The following is a 19833-nucleotide window of genomic DNA, read 5'->3' on the forward strand; positions in this document are numbered from 1 at the left end:
TCTAACATATAATACAGAAGAACATAAATACTAAAATTTATCAAAACTTGTCGTGATTAACTAATTCATGCGACTGATTTAGAAAGTTGGTCCGATGAAAAATATATTTATAATATTACTTATTTTATTTAGTCATAACATTCTAATACCTCAACAAAGCACATTAAAGAAAGTTCCCAAAGAGGATCATCAATATTTTTTAGACTTCTTTACATCAACAAACCCCAAAGTACACAAGCTTGCTATAAAACATATTGAAACTAACTGGTCAGAAAGTTTTGAGATTCTAGCTATAGAATCTCTTTATTTCCTTAACCATCAACCAACTACTTTGAAAATATTTAATATTCTAAGTAAAAAAACCAGAAAAAATTATGGATATGATTTTAATAAATGGTATCAATATATCTGGAATAAAAAACCTACATATACCAAAGAATACTATTCCTTTAAAGCAGCATTGCACAAATCATTAGATAGTCGATTTGATACTTATTTTTTAAATCGTGAAAATTTATCTACTATTAGATTAGATGAGGTTCGATGGGGAGGTGTTATACAAGACGGAATTCCGCCACTTAGAAACCCTAAAATGATTAGTGCAAATAATGCAAGATATCTTAACGACAATGATATTGTTTTCGGTATTTCTGTTAATGGAGATGTCCGAGCATATCCTAAACGAATTCTAGCTTGGCATGAAATGTTTACGGACACAGTTGGAGACACTCCTGTTGCTGGGGTATATTGTACACTTTGCGGAACTGTTATTCTATACAAAACCGAAAAAGATGGTATCCAATATCAAATGGGAACCAGTGGCTTTCTCTATAGATCAAACAAACTAATGTATGATCAAAAAACACAATCACTATGGAATACTCTTTGGGGAAAGCCTGTTATAGGACCATTAGTAGAAAAAGGGGTTGAACTAGAATACTTAAGCTTAGTTACTACAACCTGGGGAGCTTGGAAAAAGCGACATCCTAATACTACCGTTTTATCTTTACAAACTGGTCATAAAAGAAATTATGGAGAAGGTGTTGCTTATAAAAACTATTTTTCAACAGATCAACTAATGTTTTCCGTTCCCAAAAAAGATAAACGATTAAAAAACAAACAAGAAATACTAGCGATAAGATTACCTTCCAAAACTGATGAAAACATTGCAATTTCTTCTAAATTTCTTAAGAAAAACAACATATATCAAAATCAAATTAATAATAAAAACATTACTGTATTTACTGATAAAAGCGGATCACATAGAGTATACTTCACAGCAAAAATTAAATTTATCTCCTACAATAAGCAATCTACCGCTACTGATCAAAAGGGAAATACCTGGACCTTATATGAAGATCGATTAGAAAATAATAAAACTAAAGAAATAGCATATCGTTTACCTACACATAATGCGTTTTGGTTTGGATATAAAGCTGCTTTTCCGGATACACAATTAATTAAGTAACAAAAGGTTTCCTTTTCAGAATGTTATTTATGATTAAAAAGAGCTTTAAGTAATTCGATAACACTTCTAAAACAGCACTAAAAGAAAATTATGTAAGCATTCTTAATTTAAAGTCAATCTTAACTTAGTAATTAATAATTTTAATATCAAAATAATTAAGATTATGGAGAATAACATACGAGGTGGTGACGCACCAATTCCTTGTCAATTAGAAGCTAATAAAAATTACGCTTGGTGTACTTGTGGTCATAGTGAAAATCAACCTTTTTGTAACGGAGCACATAAAACAACTGGAGGCACTCCTCCAACTATTTTTACTGTAGAAGAAGCAAAGGAAGCATATTTATGTACCTGTAAATTAACTAGTAACCCTCCATATTGCGATGGATCACATAAATAATAGAAAAAAACCTCTGTTTGTTATTATAACTAGAGAAACAGAGGTTTTTTATTATTTATTTTCTTTTAAAATATACTTTATTTCCATTTAACTCTAGCATCATTGTGCTTTCATCTGTATTAAAGTTAATAGTTGCTCCTGCTCTATCCGATTTAAATCCATTCTTCTGATATCCAACTAATGGAAATGTAGGACCATCTTTAGCACTGGCAATCAACGTGGTATTTTCTTTTGTAAAAGTAATTTGAAAAGGGAAGGACTCGCTAATATAAACCCCTAAAAAAACATCTAATTCTTCTTTAGTAAACTCCAATGGTGCGCTAAATACTGGAAGTTTATAATCCTGATCATAATAGCTTTTTAATACATTTACAATACAATTATTTGGTGACATCACTACTCCATTACCTATATAAGAAACCACTATTTTTTCCTCTGACAGATACATTGTAAGGGATTGGAAACCATCGATACCTCCATTATGACCATAGGCTTGTTTACCAAAAAAAGTCTCTCCTCCAAGACCGATTCCCATACCTGTAGATGTATCCATCATAATTTCTAAAGAAGTATTTGACACTAATTGCCCAGAAAATAAACTATTGTAAAAAATATTAACCTCTGTTGGAGTAGATACTATTGCTCCAGCTCCTATCGGCACGCTCATATGTGTATGTTTTTCTATTTTAACCCACTTATTATCATTCATAACATAAGAAAGAGCTTCATTGTTATTTGTATCAATATTTTTCCCATACGCAGTTCTCTTTAGACCTAAAGGTTGTATTATTCTCGACTGCAAAATTTCTGAATATGTTTTACCTTCAATTTCTTCGGCAATGTATGAGAGTAACAAATAATTTGTGTTAGAATATGCTGTCTTTTCTCCAGGTTCAAAACTCCCTTCTTTTTTCAACAATCTATCTATCATCTGTTTTCTAGTATTAGGTACAATCATCCATTTCATAAAATCCTCATCCTCGGTTAGATTAAATAAACCGCTACGATGACGCAACATGTGTCCAATTGTTATTTTATCTGAATTAGAAATTTTTGGGAAATAATCACTTAATAAGGTTTCTAAATCCAACTTATTATCGTCTATTAATTGCATGATTATTGTTGCTGTAAAAGTTTTTGTAATAGACCCTATTCTATATATCGTCTCAGAATTTGCCTTTGTTTTATTTCCTAAATCAAGATAGCCGATGGAATTTTTATAGATTTCTTTTCCTTGTTTATAAATGGAAATGCTTCCCATACCTTGATTATGAGTATCTAATAAATTAAATAAACTATCTAACCTGGTTTTATTAAAAGTTTGTGCAGTAATAGTATAACTTATTAAGAAAGCTATACATGTTATATTTTTTATCATAATATTTTGTTTTTTTAATTAACATAGGATTCCTTATCAAACCAAAGAATAATATATGGTACTGATTAGTTCATCTATTGCTCTAAATTGTTTTGAAAAAATTACCTAATAAATAAGGTTATACTAGTGCATTCTATTGCTGAATAAATAATCGTAATTTATCCGGATCTAGTAATAGTTCTGCAGAATATTCTAAGTCATTACTTTGTTTATAAAACCCATCAGGACTTATTATAATATGAAAAGGAATTCCGGTAAAACCAAGTTTATCTCTTACTACTATTTCATTACCATTAGTATGTAGTTGTAATCTGGAAGGGTTCTTGTTTTTTAGATATGATAACCACGAATTTTCATCTTCATCTATAGAAATATCGACAAACATGATATCATCCACATTCTTGAACTGATCTTGCATTTGTTTTAATATTGGTTTTTGGGTAATACACGGTGCACACCAAGTAGCCCAAAAACTAACGTATAATGTTTTACCTTTATAATTACTTAAAGAAACCAAATTCTTCTTTTTATCAACAAAGTGTAAATCGGGTAACCGGTTATCTGATGATTTACTAAAATCCCATAGTACTAAGGCATTTATCAGATCACCTTCTGGAGTTTCTACAAACCCTTTTTGTTGTATAATCAGTGGTTGAGAAAACAAATAATATCCAAATGTCACTATCATTATAATAGCCGATACCATTTTATATTTTTTTTGAATGTTTTTTCTAGAAAGCACTAATGATCCCATTCCAAAAAACAGTAATACTAATACAAAAGGGAAATATAAAAATCTAAATGGTTGAAAAACTATCAATGAAATCCCCAAAAAAGGAAGTAACTTAACCGACGTGTTTTTATTTATAATTCCACTTACATACATTCCGATACTACATATCAATATAGGAATCCAATTTAGAGTAGAAAAACGATAAATAATTTGAGTTTCTAATAGTAAAAACATAGAGCTAATAACCAATACAACAAACACAAGAATTCCTAAAAGAATTCTAACTATAGATTTCTTGATCATGGTCTACTCTACTTCTTTACTAATCCAAGTAAATACTATAGAAGCTGCTCTAGAAATTATAAATACACAAAATCCAAAAATTGGAGGAAGTGCGGATACTTTTAATCCTCCTGCAAAAACATCAGAAGATATTTCACTAATTGCCTCCATTTTATCAAACATACCTACAATGCCTATAAGTTGTCCCAGCATACCCCATACTACAGAAAAAAGACCAATTGAATTTAATAATTGGATATTCTTATTAAGTCCTACGTGATTTTTACGAATCGAAATGATTGCTTTAATAATTAAAAAAAACACTAGTAATAACATTATTAAAATTGGAAACATAAAAAACATTCCTCCTTCCTCTAAACGTTGGAAAAATTGAAAAAAAAGAATTGGATTTTGTGATTGAATAATGGATAATGATATCATAGTGTATATTTTTTTAAATTAAACATACTCAAAACTAGTATCTAAATTCTCTGAAAAAAAAAATTTGCGCTTGTTTACCAAATTTGTTGTGTTTTTAACATAATCAATACTTACTAGAGAAATATCCATTTCTATTATGTTATAACGGTCATTAAAATGGTTATTCGCCCAAAAATACATTATGAAAAGTAAAAAATACTGATATTGTACTCCAATATGATCTCTAAAGATACAATTCTTAAAAAAATTGCTTCCATATTACTACACGCTATTTTCTGGGTAGTAGTATTGTTTTCTTATACCTACTTTTTTGGTTACAATACTGATGATATCAGTTATGTTTTCTCCTTTTCTTTATTTCTAATGCCAGTAACAATAGGAACTACATACGCTGTAACAGACATCTTAATACCTAAATATTTAATTAATGAAAAATATGTTCTATTTATAATTTATTGTATTTATACAATTATCATTTCTACCTTTTTTATAGTAATTTCCTTTTTTTATGGATTGATTTTTTTATCATCACTAAAGTATGAAGGAATGGCACCTATGACCAGAAGTCCTTTTTTCCTATTTATCGCAGTCTATTTTGTTGTTTTTATAGCAAGTGCATTAAATCTAGCTCAACATAACTATAAGTCCAGAACAGCTAATCAAGAACTTAAAAACAGAATTCTAGAAGCTCAACTAAAACTAAAGGAGCAAGAATTGAATTATCTAAAGATGCAGATACATCCTCACTTCTTATTTAACACCTTAAATACGTTATATGGGTTTGCACTTAAGAAATCAGATAACACTCCAGAAATGATACTAAAACTATCTAATTTATTAGATTATTTATTGTATCAATCCGACAAACCTTTGGTTTCATTACAAGAAGAAATAAATCATATTGAAGATTATGTAGCCTTAGAGAAAATGCGATTTAGTGATGTTCTAGACATTTCTTTACAGGTAGAAAATATAAAAAACACTATACAAATAGCTCCGATGTTATTAATTCCATTTGTAGAAAACAGTTTTAAGCACGGTCAAATTGTAGATCAAAAATTATCTATTTACATCCACTTAAAATATATCGATAATCAAATTCATTTTTTAATAAAAAATTCTATTCACTCTTTTACAGAAAAAAGCCAAAAAGGAATCGGGTTAAATAATATAAAAAAGCGATTATCATTAGTATATAAAGATGATCATGAACTTACCATTTTAGAGAATCAGAACTGGTATACCGTACAATTAATATTAAAAAACTTAAAAGCACCTACTAATGAGTTCTAAAATATCATGCATCATAGTAGATGATGAACCTACCGCTCGAGATATTATTGAAAGTCATATAGCAAAAATCGATCGTTTAGAAGTTGTTGCCATATGTAATAGCGCTTTAGAAGCATTTAATCACATTAATTCGAAACAAGTAGATCTTATTTTTCTGGATATTAATATGCCTGAAATATCCGGAATTTCATTTGCTAAATCTATCAATAAAGAAATTAAGATTATTTTCACCACTGCTTATAGAGAATATGCTATAGAAGGTTTTGATCTACACGCAGTAGATTATTTACTAAAACCAATTTCTTTCGAACGATTATTAAATGCAGTAAATAATTATTTTGAAATTCATCATAAAGTATCTTCAACAAAAACTCCAGAAACAGTACTAAACGATTTCATTTTTGTAAGATCGGACCGAAGAATGAAAAAAATAGATTTCTCAGAGATTATTTATATAGAAAGTTATAATGATTATCTAAAAATTCATTGCGATAATGCAACTATTGTTACCAGAGAAACTATTAGTAACATAGAGGCTAAACTGCCCGTAAAACAATTTATGCGAACCCACAGATCATTTATTATTTCCATTAAAAAAATAGATTCTTTCTCTAATGAAGAATTAGTTCTTAATAACAAATCAATTCCTATTAGTAGAAATTATAAAACTGAAGTTCTAAATAGATTAGAGAACATATAAAAAAAATCCCACTTCTAATTAAAAGTGGGATGATATATAGGATTTAAAAAAGTTCTTTTTAAACGTGCAATGGTCTATTGTCTGTTGCAGCTAATGCTGCTTCTTTAATAGCTTCTGTAAAGGTAGGATGTGCATGAGACATTCTACTAATATCTTCTGCAGATGCTCTAAACTCCATAGCAGTAACAGCTTCAGCAATTAGATCAGCACAACGTGCACCAACCATATGAACTCCTAATACCTCATCTGTAGTCTCGTCTGCAAGAATTTTCACAAACCCATCTAAATCGGCGCTTGCTCTTGATCTACCTAACGCTCTAAACGGAAATTGTCCAGATTTATACTTAATTCCAGCTTCTTTAAGTTCTTCTTCAGTTTTACCAACTGCAGCAACCTCTGGCCAAGTATATACTACTCCTGGAATCAGGTTATAATCAATATGTGGTTTTTGTCCAGCTAATGTTTCTGCAACAAAAACTCCTTCTTCTTCTGCCTTATGAGCTAACATTGCTCCTTTTATTACATCACCAATGGCATAGATATTACTTACAGAAGTCTGTAAATGATCATTTACTTCTACCTGTCCTCTATCCGTTAATTTTACTCCTGCAGCTTCAGTATTTAATCCATCTGTATATGGTTTTCTACCGACTGATACCAAACAATAATCTCCTTTAAACTCTACAGGGTTTCCTTTTTTATCATCAGCAGTAATCGTTACTTGCTTTGCTGTAGCTTTTACTCCTGTAACCTTATGAGAGGTATAAAACTTCACTCCCTGCTTTTTCATTACTTTTTGCAGCTCTCTAGATAGTGCTTTATCCATTCCTGGAATTATTCTATCCATATATTCTACAACAGAAACCTCAGCTCCTAAACGACGATATACCTGTCCAAGCTCCAACCCGATCACACCACCACCTATGATAACCATATGTTTAGGCACTTCTTTAAGTTTCAAAGCCTCTGTAGAAGTAATCACTCGTTTTTTATCTAACTTGATAAAAGGCAAAGAAGATGGTTTAGAACCAGTAGCTATAATTATATTTTTAGCTTCAATTGTTTCTACAGAATTATCAGATTTTGTAATATTTACGTGTGTCGCATCCTTAAAAGATCCAACACCTTCGTACCTATCAATCTTATTCTTGTTCATTAAGAAATCAATTCCACCTGTTGTTTGATCAACAACAGCTTGTTTACGAGCAATCATTTTTTCAAGATTGATCTTTACATCACCCGGAATTTCAATTCCATGATCAGCAAAGTGCTTTACCGCATGCTCATAATGATGAGAAGAATCTAGTAATGCTTTACTAGGAATACACCCTACATTAAGGCAAGTCCCACCAAGTGTTGAATATTTTTCGATTATTGCAGTTTTCATTCCTAGTTGTGCGCAACGGATAGCTGCAACATACCCACCAGGTCCAGAGCCAATTACGGCTACATCATATGTACTCATAAGAGATTTTTATGTTGGCATATTAAATTCGAATAACAAATGTACAAATGTTTTGCTTCTTACAGAAGCGAAGATCTTGTCAAATTTTTATTAAAAAAGCAATATTAGTAGTGATTAAAAAGTTATACATTTAGTCCATTGATAAACTTATTAGAAATTAGTAATTTCTCTGAGTAGGTTTGTCCATCAAATTTTAATAAAAAACAGCTATTAAATAATGCGCTATTTATCATCTCTTTTTCTTCTTGCTATTATAGTTTTGTGGAGTTCTTGTCGTAAAGATTTTGAATCTGAACCAAGTACTGGAAATCTACAATTCTCTACAGATACTCTATTTCTAGATACTATTTTTACTAATATTGGATCTAGTACATATAGTTTTAAAGTATATAATAGAACTAATGATGATTTTACGATTCCTAGTATTGCTTTAGAACGTGGAGAAACTTCCAATTATAGATTAAATGTAGATGGAATTCCTGGTAAGTCTTTTGAAGACATTCAGGTTTTAGCTAAGGACAGTATTTTTGTTTTTGTAGAAACCACAACAGATATAGCACAACAGACAGGGGATTTAGAGTTTATATATACAGATCGTATTCTTTTTGACCCTAATGGAAGTCAGCAAGACGTAGATCTAGTTACTTTAGTTAAAGACGCTGTATTTCTATTTCCATCTAGAGATGAAAATGGTATTGTAGAGACATTGCTTTTAGGAGAAGATGATAATATGGAAGAAATAAGGATAGAAGGCTTTTTTCTAGAAGATGATCAATTAAATTTCACTAACGAAAAGCCTTATGTGATTTATGGTTTCGCGGCTATACCTCCAGATCGAACCTTAACTATTGATGCAGGAGCAAGAATACATTTTCATGATCAATCCGGAATAATAGCAGCCAATAACTCTACGTTATTGGTAAATGGAGATGTGAGTAGCGATCCTGATTTATTAGAAAACGAAGTTATTTTCGAAAGTGATCGACTAGAACCTGGTTTTAGTGATATTCCTGGTCAATGGGCATTTATCTGGCTCACTGCTGGAAGTACTGGACACCTTATTAATCATGCAACTATAAAGAATGGCTCTGCAGGTATTATTATGGACTCTAATGATGGAGGAGCAGATCCTACACTTACTATCACTAATTCTCAGATTTACAATAATTCCGCATATGGAATATTAGCACGAACTGCTAATATTTCGGGAGAGAACTTAGTCATCAACAACTCAGGAATAAATTCATTATACGCATCTTTTGGTGGTACTTATAATTTTAATCACTGTACATTTGCCAACTATTGGAATACTAGTTTTAGGGATACTCCAGCAGTAGCATTTGATAATATATTTGTGGTCACAGATGAAAATGGAACTATAACGGATATTCGTACAGAAAACCTTTTAGAAGCAAACTTTACTAATTGTATTATTTATGGTAATGAAAATATTGAATTAGGTATCACTAGAGCTGAAGGAACAATTTTTAATTACAATTTTACCAATTCTCTTATTCGTTTTGAAGATCCTACAGGACAATTCTTAGATAACCCTTTGTATGATTTCACAAACAATAGTTTATATGAAAATACTATTTTTAGCGAAAATCCTGACTTTAAAGATCCATTTGATAATTTATTAAATATTGGAGAAGACTCTGCTGCTAATGGGCAAGCTTCTACTCCTACTATGGGGACAGATATCTTAGGAACTTTACGCAGTTCTACCGCTCCTGATATTGGAGCCTATGAAAGTGTTATCTTTGAAATGGATGAAAATTAAACAATATTAAAAAACAAGCATCAAGAAAAAGAATAACATTAAGTGTTTTTGGAGATAATAGATATTCTTCAAAAAATAACTTTAGTATCTGACAATTCATTTTTGATACGTTCTTTTTCCGTTTGAGAAAAGTTATTTTTACTTAATTCTAAAACCTTAAGCGAAGAAAATCCCTTTAAATCTTTTGGTAAAAACTTCAAATTGTTATCTCTAAGTAATACCACTTTAATATTTGGACAGTCTTTTAAAACAGTAACTAATTTTGAAATAGAAAGATTAGGATTATTGTCTAACATCAAACCTTCAAGACTGTTTAACGAATTTAATTTTTTAGGAATTACATTAAGATCATTTTCAGATAATGCCAAAACTTTAAGCGAATTAATACCACTTAAAACACTGAATACTTGCTCTAAATCCAGATCTGGATTTTTTTTAAGATGTAATTCTGTAAGTTTATTTAAATGTATAAAATTGCCTGGGATATTCTTTAAATTATTTTCGCTTAAATATAGAAAGTCAAGGTTTTCTAGCCCTATTAGAACTTCAGTAGCTTGCGCTATGTCTAAATCCGGATTATTAGCCAAATCAATTTCCCTAAGATTCGATAATTGAATCAAGAATTCAGGCAATTGTTCTAATTTATTTGCTCTTAAGTTTAATACTGACAATTGATGTAATTGCCTAAATTCTATGGGTATCCTAGAAAGCTTATTACCTTTTAAGTTTAAGAGTTTTAACGTATTCAATCGTACAATCTGCTTTGGGGTTTGCGTTAGATTACAGTCCGTCAGATATAAGGATTGTATATGTTCTAATTTCTTTATTTTCGTAGAAAAATCCTCCAACTCATTGCAATCGAGATATAAAGAGGTTAATTGACCTCCCGCACTAATAACTTCTGCAATAGATGTTTTTTTATCAACCTGCGCGAAACATATAATTCGAAATAGAAAGAAGCAAGTAACAAATTGTAATTTTCTCATTAATATATTCTTATTAAATATTTCTTTTCCATAACTGTTAATTATCAAATATAATATCTTTTATTCTCAATTATCGAAATTATATGTACCTTCTCATTCTTTATCTTTAGTGCCCATGAATTCATATTTATTTCAATCAGAGAGACTTGGTTTCCGAAACTGGGATGTTAGTGACGTAGATGTCTTTTTTAGTGAAATCAATAACGATGACGATGTCATGGAATTCTTCCCGTTTAAACCTACACGAGAACAAACAAAAGAATTTATTTTACGTATGCAACATATGTATAGTAAAATCGGTTTTTGTTATTTCGCAGTAGACTTATTAGAAACTAAAAAATTAATTGGTTTTATCGGTCTTAGCGAACAAACTTACATAAAAGAACTAGGAACTTTTGTTGATATTGGTTGGAGACTTAAAAAATCAGTTTGGAGAAAAGGATATGCTACAGAAGGTGCAGTAGCTTGTTTACAATACGGTTTTAAACATCTAGGGTTGAATACAATTTATTCGGTAGCTTCTGAGACAAATATAAACTCCATTGCTGTAATGAAGAAAATTGGAATGCAACAAATTAAAACATTTGATCACCCCAAATTAGTTAACTATCCTGATTTAGTATCTTGTGTTTTGTTTTCTGTAACTTCATAAATTATTCTATTATGTCTTCTAAAAACTACTCCTTATTTTTAGTTATTGCTTTTCTAATAATTGTTTTTCAATCCTATGGACAAGAAGAATTATTCCACCAAAAGATTAATCAAGATATGTATGGTAATTTTTCTGAAGCCTTTAAAAATTTAGATTATTCTTTATTTGCTTCTATTCATAGTAAGGAAATGATCAGAATATCTGGAAGTGGAGGAGAAATTAAAAAAGTGCAAGATTACCTAAATGGTTATAAAAAAAGATGGAAGAATCCAAAAACAACTGTTTCAATTATAAATTTTAGACTGTTAGAAAGGATAACTTCAGATACTTTAGTTTCTGATCGTGGAATATATAGAGCATCATATACCAATGACAAAAACGAAAAGAAATTTTTCTATGGAAAGTTTCATGTATTACTACGACTAGAAAATAATACTTGGAAGATACTAATCGATTATGACTCTGATGAAAAAGGTACCATAAACCAGCAATCTTATGATGCAGCTTTTTCTCTTTCAAACTATAAAAAATATTGGGAAAACAAGAATTAATGGTTTCTTTCTGATACAATTAATAAATTATCTCGTTACTTATTATATGAAAAAAATAAATCGAAAAATAAGAATTCTACTTATACTATCTCTAATAATGCTTAACATAGGTTGTGATCAAATTTCTAAAACCATGGTAAGACAGACCATCGCTCCTGACCAAAAAATTGAAGTGTTTAAAGATAATTTTATTTTGACCAAAGTAGAAAACAGTGGTGCAGCTTATAGTCTGGGGTCTGATTTAGCACCTTTATTAAAGATTATTTTATTACAAATACTTCCAGTAATTGTATTAATATTTTTATTACGACTAATATTAATCAAAACTAACTACTCTAAAGAAACTATATTAGGTTTTACATTTATTATTGGTGGTGGTATAGGTAATCTATATGATCGCATTATACATGGATCTGTTACAGATTTTATGATTATGGATTTGGGTATTATAAAAACTGAAATATTTAATATGGCAGATGTTTCTATAATGATAGGATCATTTATCATTATTATCGTATCCATTTTTAGTAAACAAAGTTCTTTTTTTAAAGAAGTAAACAATTAATATGAGTTGGATTAAAGAAATCTCATTCGAAAATGCTACTGGTCAGTTAAAACGAATATATGATCGGGTCAAAGGACCGAACAATAATATTGATAATGTACTATCAATACATAGTCTAAGACCTCATACACTAGTTGGACATATGGGATTATACAAAAATGTATTGCACAATGCCAATAATACCTTGCCTAAGTGGTATTTAGAAACACTTGGCGTATATGTAAGTAATTTAAATCAATGCGAGTACTGTGTAGAGCATCATGCTGCAGGTTTAAAACGTTTGTTAAAGGATAATACTAAATACGATATGGTGATTGATTCTATTAAAAAGAACCAAATGGATCTTGTATTTAGTGATCAGTATTTAGAAGGAATACGATATGCTTACAAATTGACATTATCGCACAGCACTATAACCCAATCTGATATCGAAAATCTTAGAAATCATAAACTAACAGATGGAGAAATATTAGAAATTAATCAAGTAGTAAGTTATTTCAATTATGTAAATAGAACCGTAGTTGGGCTTGGAGTTAATACAAAAGGAGATATCATTGGTTTATCTCCTAATGATAATGATGATCCAGAAAACTGGGGACATTCGTAAAAAAAAGAGATGGTATGATACTATCCATAGAACTTACAAATAATCCCTTTACACATTTTTTATGTAAAAAATTAAAGGGGTTACTAGTATACACTTTGTTTAATACCAACACTCTTACTACAGAATTAATTTGAATGGTATCTGGCTTGATAAATTTATCTTCTAATCAAAAACCCCCCTAAATTGAAAAAATAAAGGGGGATATTCTTATTTAAAAATTTAATTACATCAACAAAATGGAAACAAGTCCAAGCTTTCGAAATGTAAGCAACTATTCTTAATTCTTAATTAATCCTTGGCCTTCTATCCAAGGTGCACCAGCAATTTTTAACTCATTCTCAAGCGCTGGTAACGTAGAATCTATAATGGGTTGTAATTTAGCTTTCACTTTCTTTAACTGACTCAGCACTGTTTTTAAGAAAGTCTTATGTTCTTCTGTTGGACCATATGTATTACCCAAAAATCTTCCTAATGAACCGCCATTACTAGCAGTAGGATTAGATCGCTCTCCAATTTGATCCTTTATTTTATCACCGTTAAGTTCTTTATCAATGTCTAGTAAAGCTATTTTAGTTTCATTTAACCTCTTATACAAGTCATCAGATGAAGTAGTTGCTTTATTGAAAGCTCTTAACATAGCAGCAACTGTTTGTTGGCTCCTTGATAATGAGATATTGGTTGCGGTTAAATCCTGTTGGAATGCAAAGGTAGCTTCTCTAAACTTATCCATTTCTTCATATGGTTGTCTAGGTAATGCCCCTTCAAACAAAGGAGTTACATTAAACGATTCCGGACCTTGTAATACGGTAGTTACACCATCAATTCGCTTTAATAATGTCACCGTATAATTTCCTGGTGTAACCATAATTCCTCCTCTACGAAATCCACCACGAGTATTTCGTGGTGTTCTCAAACGTTCTCCATTTTTACGAGGATAGGTTAAATTCCAGTTAACACGGTTAAAACCTTTTTTGTTCGTGCCTTTTACAGTATTTACTATCTTTCCATTTTCATCTTTGATAACCAATTGCAATAAAGGACCATCCTGTCTTTCTTCATCTTCAAGAGCTTTCCATCCAGGAAATTTAGCATTTCCTTTTTTTTCTTTTTGTTTTCTTATCTCTTTTTTAGACTTGATTTTAGCTGGCATATAATACGTAAAATTAGCCCCAAAGGGTGGATTTTTAGCAATCCATTCTGCATCACCTTGACTGCCAACTCTACTTGCTTGTCGATACCAATCTACTTTCTTAACAGGGAATAAAGTAGCTTCTGTAGTATTCATACTTTTATTAAAGTTACGTAATGGCGTAATGTCATCCAAAATAAATATTCCTCTACCAAATGAACCTGCTACCAAATCGTTTTCGCGTCTTTGGATTGTGATATCTCTAATTGGAATTGTTGGCATCCCTCCTTCTAATTTAGTCCAACTAACACCGCCATTAGAAGTAAAGTAAACTCCGAACTCAGTCGCAGCAAACAATAAATCTTTCTTAACATGATCCTGAACTAATCGCCAAATCAGTAATTTATTTGGCAAGTTCCCATTAATTAATGTCCAAGTTTTTCCTTTATCACTACTTTTTATAATATAAGGTTTATAGTCACCATATTTATGATTATCCAACGCAGCATAAACTACATTAGCATCAAAAAGGTCTGCCCGTACATCATTAACAAAAGGAGTCGTAGGTAATCCTTTAATTGTATTTAGTGTAATTTTTCTCCAAGAAGCACCTCCATCTTCTGTTACCTGAATTAAACCATCATCTGTACCTGCATACAACAATCCTTCTTGTTTTGGAGATTCTGCTAATGAGGTAATTGTATTATAATTAGACATTGCATAAACATCCCAGGCATTATCCCAACTCTGTGGTTTATCATAATACGGAAAAGTAACACGTTCTTGATTCAGCGTTAAATCTTTGGATATAGGTTCCCAACCATCTCCTCTATTTTCTGATTTCCAGACACGTTGAGAAGCAAAATAAAGTCTTTTGGGATTATGTGTACTTACTACGATAGGAGCATCCCAATTAAAACGTTCAAATGGATCACCTTCTCTTGCTTGAGGTTGAATAAAGACAGTCTCTCTTGTTTTACTATCTATTCGCCACAGAGCACCCTGTTGGAATTCTCCATACGTTATATCTGGATTTCCAGGTTCCGTAGCAGTCTGCGCCCCATCTGCCCCTAATGTTTTCCACCAATCTGCACTTGCGATACCATTAGAAATAATAGTTCTAGATGGTCCTCCATGAGATCCATTGTCCTGAGTACCTCCATAAACATTATAGAAAGGTAGAGCATCATCTACCGCTATTTTAAAATATTGCGTAATTGGTAAATTTCTAACATATTTCCAACTTTTGGTATGATCAAAACTTTCATATAAACCACCATCAGTTCCGATTAATAAATAATTAGGGTCAGATTTTTTAAAAACCAAAGCATGACTATCACTATGCTGATTAGATCTAGGCATATTCGTGAATGTTTTCCCGTGATCTCGTGAAATCAAAGCACTATTATTCATCATAAAAAGTGTTCCTTCCTGATGAGGAGATGCAATTAATTCTTGATAATAATGAGGTCCAGTACCTCCAGAAACAGCATCTGATTGTTTACGCCAAGTTGTACCTCCATTAGCAGACATATATACACCTCCTTTTCTTCTATCTAATTCGATAGCTGCATAAATAACTTCAGCATTAAATGGAGACATTGCTAATCCTATTTTACCAAGATTTGATTTAGGAATTCCATTCTTGAGTGGTTGCCAAGTTTCTCCTCCATCGGTACTTTTATGAAGCCCCGATCCAGGACCACCTCCTAAATAACCAGCGACTGTTCTATGTCTTTGCCAAGTTGCTGCATACAAAACATCTGGATTATTTGGATCTATAAGCATATCAGTAGCACCAACCCATTCTTGATCTCCAAGTGTACGCTTCCATGTTTTTCCGCCATCACTTGTTTTAAAAACACCTCGATCACCACCCTTACTCCAAAGTGGACCTTGGGAAGCGACCCATATAATATCAGAATTTTCAGGATGAATAATAATCTTAGAAATATGTTCAGAGTTTTCTAAACCCATATTTTTCCATGTTTTACCGTCATTATGACTTACATAAATACCATCACCAAAACCTACGTGACGTCCACCAACGTTTTCTCCGGTACCAACCCAGATCGTGTTAGGATTATTAGCATCAATAGTGACACATCCTATAGAGTATACCTTTTGTTTATCAAATAAAGGAGTCCAAGTTGTTCCAGAGTTTGAAGTTTTCCATACACCACCTGATCCTACAGCTACGTACCATATGTTTTCATTTTCTGGATGAATAGCTATATCTGCTATTCTTCCTGAGGTCATAGCTGGACCAATATTTCTAAATGCTAATCCACTAAATGGATTTTTGGATTTCTCTTTAGGTTTTTCTTGAGAATGTACATTAAAAGTTATGCTAAATGTTACTACAAAAAGCATAATGAATTTGAAAAAAAGATTCATTTGTGTGAGTTATTTTGGTTTTATTAGTTGAATAAAATATGCTGCTGAAAAGAAGCGGATCTGAAATTACAAAATAAGTATTAAGGATCTCTTGGACACCTTAAAATTTAAGAATACTTTCACTTCCTATGGTATATGTCTGGTCCTGTAGGAAAAAGAAACTTAAAATCATTCTTACAAAAAAATGCGTGACATCTAGCCACGCATTTTAAAAATACATCTTTTTAAGAATTATATTATACCACAAATAATGGTTTATCAGCCATCATTGCATTTACATCGTTTGCTATATTGTGCAATTCTTCTTCGTTCTCTACATTATTTATAACTCTATCAATCAATTCTACGATTGCCAGCATATCATCTTCCTTTAATCCACGTGTAGTAACAGCAGCAACACCAATACGGATACCAGAAGTTACAAATGGTGATTTATCATCAAAAGGAACCATATTTTTATTCACAGTAATTTCTGCAACTCCCAATGCTTCTTCTGCTTGCTTTCCTGTTACATTTTTATTTCTAAGATCAATCAACATCATATGGTTGTCAGTACCTGAAGAAATCACTTCATATCCCTTCTTTACAAATGCATCTGCCATAGTAGCCGCATTTTTCTTTACCTGAATAATATAGTGTAAAAACTCATCAGTTAATGCTTCTCCAAAAGCAATTGCTTTTGCTGCAATAATATGTTCTAAAGGACCACCTTGATTTCCTGGGAATACGGCACTATCAAGTAGAGAAGACATCATTCTTTTCTTCCCACTCTTAAGAGTAATTCCAAAGGGATTTTCAAAATCTTTCCCCATTAATATTAGTCCACCTCTTGGTCCTCTTAATGTCTTATGCGTTGTAGTAGTTACAACATGACAGTGAGGAATAGGATCTGCTATTACTCCTTTAGCAATCATCCCAGAAGGATGTGCTATATCTGCTAATAAAATAGCTCCTACACTATCTGCAATCTCTCTAAATCTTTTGTAATCAATCTCTCTAGAATATGCAGAAGCTCCAGCTATAATTAACTGTGGCTTTTCTGCAGTAGCAATTTCTTGAATTTTATCATAGTTCAATCTCCCAGTCTCCTTCTCTACTCCATAAAAAACAGGATTGTATAATTTACCAGAAAAGTTTACAGGAGATCCATGAGTAAGATGTCCTCCATGAGAAAGATCAAATCCTAATATTTTATCTCCAGGTTTTAAACAAGCGTGATACACTGCTGTATTTGCCTGTGATCCAGAATGTGGTTGTACATTTGCATATTCGGCTCCGAACAATTCCTTAGCACGATCAATTGCAATTTGTTCTACTATATCTACTACAGAGCATCCTCCATAATAACGCTTACCAGGGTACCCTTCTGCGTATTTATTTGTTAATACCGAACCGGCAGCTTCCATTACTTGTTCACTTACAAAATTCTCTGAAGCAATCAATTCTAATCCATTAATCTGACGCTCTTTTTCGTCCTGTATTAAATCAAAAATCTGTTCGTCGCGTTGCATGTTTATTCTTTTATAAAATAGATGCCCAAAAATAGGAACAATCCTTAAAATAAGTTAATGGAATATTAATAAATATGAACATTTTCTTCACAATTAGAAATATCACATTTTTTAATTAACTTTCACATAAATAAGATATCTAAAACGTTCTAATATTATATATTTGATCATAAGAAGTACCAACAACTTATTAAAAAAACGACAATGCCCATAACTGCAAATAATCCAAATAGAAAAACCTGGATAAAAACTCCAATGAATACGGATTTCCCTATTCAAAACATACCTTTTGGAGTCTTTCTTACCAGAGATGATGTAATAACTATAGGAACCAGAATTGGAGACACTGCTATTGATCTTGGCGCTCTTCATCAACTTGGTTATTTTGATGAAATTCCATTGACCGATGACATATTTTTACAGGATTCTCTAAACGATTTCATCTCTGATGGGAAAAAAACTTGGAGATTAGTTCGTAATAGAATAGCGGAAATTTTTGATGCTGAAAATGATGCGTTAAAAACAAATAAAGAACATTGTAAAATTGTACTTTTTACTTTGGATGAAATAGAAATGCAATTACCAGTTACTGTAGGTGATTATACAGACTTCTATAGTAGTATTGAACATGCTACTAACGTAGGAACTATGTTTAGAGACCCTGATAATGCTTTACTTCCTAATTGGTTACATATACCAGTCGGATATCACGGTCGTAGTAGTTCTATTATCCCATCAGGAATTCCCGTACATCGCCCACAAGGTCAAAAATTAATCAATGGTACAGAAAAACCAATTTTTGGACCATCCAGATTAGTAGATTTCGAATTAGAAATGGCCTTTATTACTACAGATGCTAATCATCTTGGAGAACCCATTCCTATTGAAGAAGCTGAAGATTATATTTTTGGTTTAGTTTTATTTAATGACTGGAGTGCTAGAGATATTCAGAAATGGGAATATGTTCCTTTAGGTCCCTTCTTAGCTAAAAACTTTGCTTCCTCAATATCACCGTGGATCGTTACATTAGATGCATTAGAACCATATCGTGTTGCAGGTCCAAAACCTCTTAAAGAACAATTACCTTATTTACAATATAAAGGAAATAAAAGTTTTGACATTAATCTAGAAGTTGCAATACAACCAGAAAAAGCTAAAGAAACAATTGTTTCTAAAAGTAATTTTAAACATATGTATTGGAATATGTCTCAGCAATTAGCGCATCACACCATAAACGGATGTCCAGTTAACTCTGGAGATATGATGGGTAGTGGTACGATATCAGGACCTACTCCAGATTCATATGGTTCTATGCTCGAATTAAGTTGGAGAGGAGAAAAACCTGTACAACTGAAAGAAGGTGGTAGTCGTAAGTTTATCGAAGATAATGATACTGTTATTATGCGAGGTCACTGCGAAAAAGATGGTGTAAGAATTGGGTTTGGAGAGGTCTCTACAAAACTACTTCCTGTCTTCAAAAAATAGAAAAAAC

General features: G+C 31.6%; 17 protein-coding genes. 10 read left to right on the forward strand and 7 right to left on the reverse strand.

Going from position 1 to position 19833, the window contains the following annotated elements:
• The first annotated feature begins 94 nt into the window (after positions 1-94).
• Both NMK29_RS10620 and NMK29_RS10625 read left to right on the forward strand, forming a co-directional pair.
• A complete protein-coding gene (locus NMK29_RS10620; protein ID WP_108805382.1) occupies positions 95-1468 on the forward strand; it encodes a DUF3179 domain-containing protein in 1374 nt (457 codons plus the stop codon).
• A 163-nt stretch (positions 1469-1631) separates the two neighbouring features.
• A complete protein-coding gene (locus NMK29_RS10625; protein WP_108805381.1) occupies positions 1632-1868 on the forward strand; it encodes a CDGSH iron-sulfur domain-containing protein in 237 nt (78 codons plus the stop codon).
• 55 nt (positions 1869-1923) lie between these two features.
• Here NMK29_RS10625 and NMK29_RS10630 read toward each other — a convergent pair whose 3' ends face one another.
• From NMK29_RS10630 to NMK29_RS10640, 3 genes are all read right to left on the reverse strand, one after another.
• Positions 1924-3246 carry a serine hydrolase gene (locus NMK29_RS10630; RefSeq protein WP_108805380.1) on the reverse strand — a complete coding sequence of 441 codons (1323 nt, stop codon included), beginning with the start codon at positions 3244-3246 and terminating at the stop codon, positions 1924-1926.
• A gap of 133 nt (positions 3247-3379) precedes the next feature.
• A complete protein-coding gene (locus NMK29_RS10635; RefSeq protein ID WP_108805379.1) occupies positions 3380-4282 on the reverse strand; it encodes a TlpA disulfide reductase family protein in 903 nt (300 codons plus the stop codon).
• Between the two features lie 3 nt (positions 4283-4285).
• Complete coding sequence (locus NMK29_RS10640; RefSeq protein WP_108805378.1) at positions 4286-4702, reverse strand: MotA/TolQ/ExbB proton channel family protein; 417 nt, start codon at positions 4700-4702, stop codon at positions 4286-4288.
• 216 nt (positions 4703-4918) lie between these two features.
• On the opposite strand from NMK29_RS10640, the gene NMK29_RS10645 reads away from it, so the two are divergent.
• Together NMK29_RS10645 and NMK29_RS10650 are read left to right on the forward strand one after the other, a co-directional pair.
• Complete coding sequence (locus NMK29_RS10645) at positions 4919-5995, forward strand: sensor histidine kinase (protein WP_108805377.1); 1077 nt, start codon at positions 4919-4921, stop codon at positions 5993-5995.
• Positions 5985-6695 (forward strand): LytTR family DNA-binding domain-containing protein, encoded by a 711-nt coding sequence (locus NMK29_RS10650; RefSeq protein ID WP_108805376.1) that lies wholly within the window; start codon positions 5985-5987, stop codon positions 6693-6695. The genes NMK29_RS10645 and NMK29_RS10650 overlap by 11 nt, the downstream gene beginning before the upstream one ends.
• Positions 6696-6753: 58 nt before the next feature.
• Here NMK29_RS10650 and lpdA read toward each other — a convergent pair whose 3' ends face one another.
• Positions 6754-8160 (reverse strand): dihydrolipoyl dehydrogenase, encoded by a 1407-nt coding sequence (gene lpdA, locus NMK29_RS10655; protein WP_108805375.1) that lies wholly within the window; start codon positions 8158-8160, stop codon positions 6754-6756.
• Positions 8161-8377: 217 nt separating this feature from the next.
• Between lpdA and NMK29_RS10660 the strand changes: the two genes are divergently transcribed.
• Positions 8378-9943, forward strand: coding sequence for a hypothetical protein (locus tag NMK29_RS10660; RefSeq protein WP_108805374.1), 1566 nt, complete (start codon positions 8378-8380; stop codon positions 9941-9943).
• Between the two features lie 68 nt (positions 9944-10011).
• On the opposite strand, the gene NMK29_RS10665 is transcribed toward NMK29_RS10660, so the two are convergent.
• Positions 10012-10929: a leucine-rich repeat domain-containing protein gene (locus NMK29_RS10665; RefSeq protein ID WP_108805373.1), complete on the reverse strand. Its 918-nt coding sequence runs from the start codon at positions 10927-10929 to the stop codon at positions 10012-10014.
• Positions 10930-11044: 115 nt separating this feature from the next.
• On the opposite strand from NMK29_RS10665, the gene NMK29_RS10670 reads away from it, so the two are divergent.
• Genes NMK29_RS10670 through NMK29_RS10685 form a run of 4 tightly spaced genes read left to right on the forward strand, consistent with a single transcriptional unit; the run spans position 11045 to position 13304 of the window.
• Complete coding sequence (locus NMK29_RS10670) at positions 11045-11581, forward strand: GNAT family N-acetyltransferase (protein ID WP_108805372.1); 537 nt, start codon at positions 11045-11047, stop codon at positions 11579-11581.
• Positions 11582-11592: 11 nt separating this feature from the next.
• Complete coding sequence (locus NMK29_RS10675; protein ID WP_108805371.1) at positions 11593-12132, forward strand: nuclear transport factor 2 family protein; 540 nt, start codon at positions 11593-11595, stop codon at positions 12130-12132.
• 46 nt (positions 12133-12178) lie between these two features.
• Positions 12179-12697, forward strand: a complete 519-nt coding sequence (gene lspA, locus NMK29_RS10680) for a signal peptidase II (RefSeq protein ID WP_199915074.1) — start codon at positions 12179-12181, stop codon at positions 12695-12697.
• 1 nt (position 12698) lies between these two features.
• Entirely contained in the window at positions 12699-13304 is a 606-nt protein-coding gene (locus tag NMK29_RS10685; protein WP_108805370.1) for a carboxymuconolactone decarboxylase family protein, read from the forward strand.
• A gap of 277 nt (positions 13305-13581) precedes the next feature.
• Here the strand turns inward: NMK29_RS10685 and NMK29_RS10690 are convergent, their stop codons facing one another.
• Both NMK29_RS10690 and glyA read right to left on the reverse strand, forming a co-directional pair.
• Positions 13582-16830: a sialidase family protein gene (locus NMK29_RS10690; RefSeq protein WP_108805369.1), complete on the reverse strand. Its 3249-nt coding sequence runs from the start codon at positions 16828-16830 to the stop codon at positions 13582-13584.
• Positions 16831-17066: 236 nt separating this feature from the next.
• Positions 17067-18341: a serine hydroxymethyltransferase gene (gene glyA, locus NMK29_RS10695; RefSeq protein ID WP_108805368.1), complete on the reverse strand. Its 1275-nt coding sequence runs from the start codon at positions 18339-18341 to the stop codon at positions 17067-17069.
• Between the two features lie 204 nt (positions 18342-18545).
• Between glyA and fahA the strand changes: the two genes are divergently transcribed.
• Positions 18546-19826 carry a fumarylacetoacetase gene (gene fahA, locus NMK29_RS10700; protein WP_108805367.1) on the forward strand — a complete coding sequence of 427 codons (1281 nt, stop codon included), beginning with the start codon at positions 18546-18548 and terminating at the stop codon, positions 19824-19826.
• Positions 19827-19833: the final 7 nt, after the last annotated feature.

The organism is Aquimarina sp. Aq107 (assembly GCF_943733665.1).
Classification (GTDB): Bacteria; Bacteroidota; Bacteroidia; order Flavobacteriales; family Flavobacteriaceae; genus Aquimarina.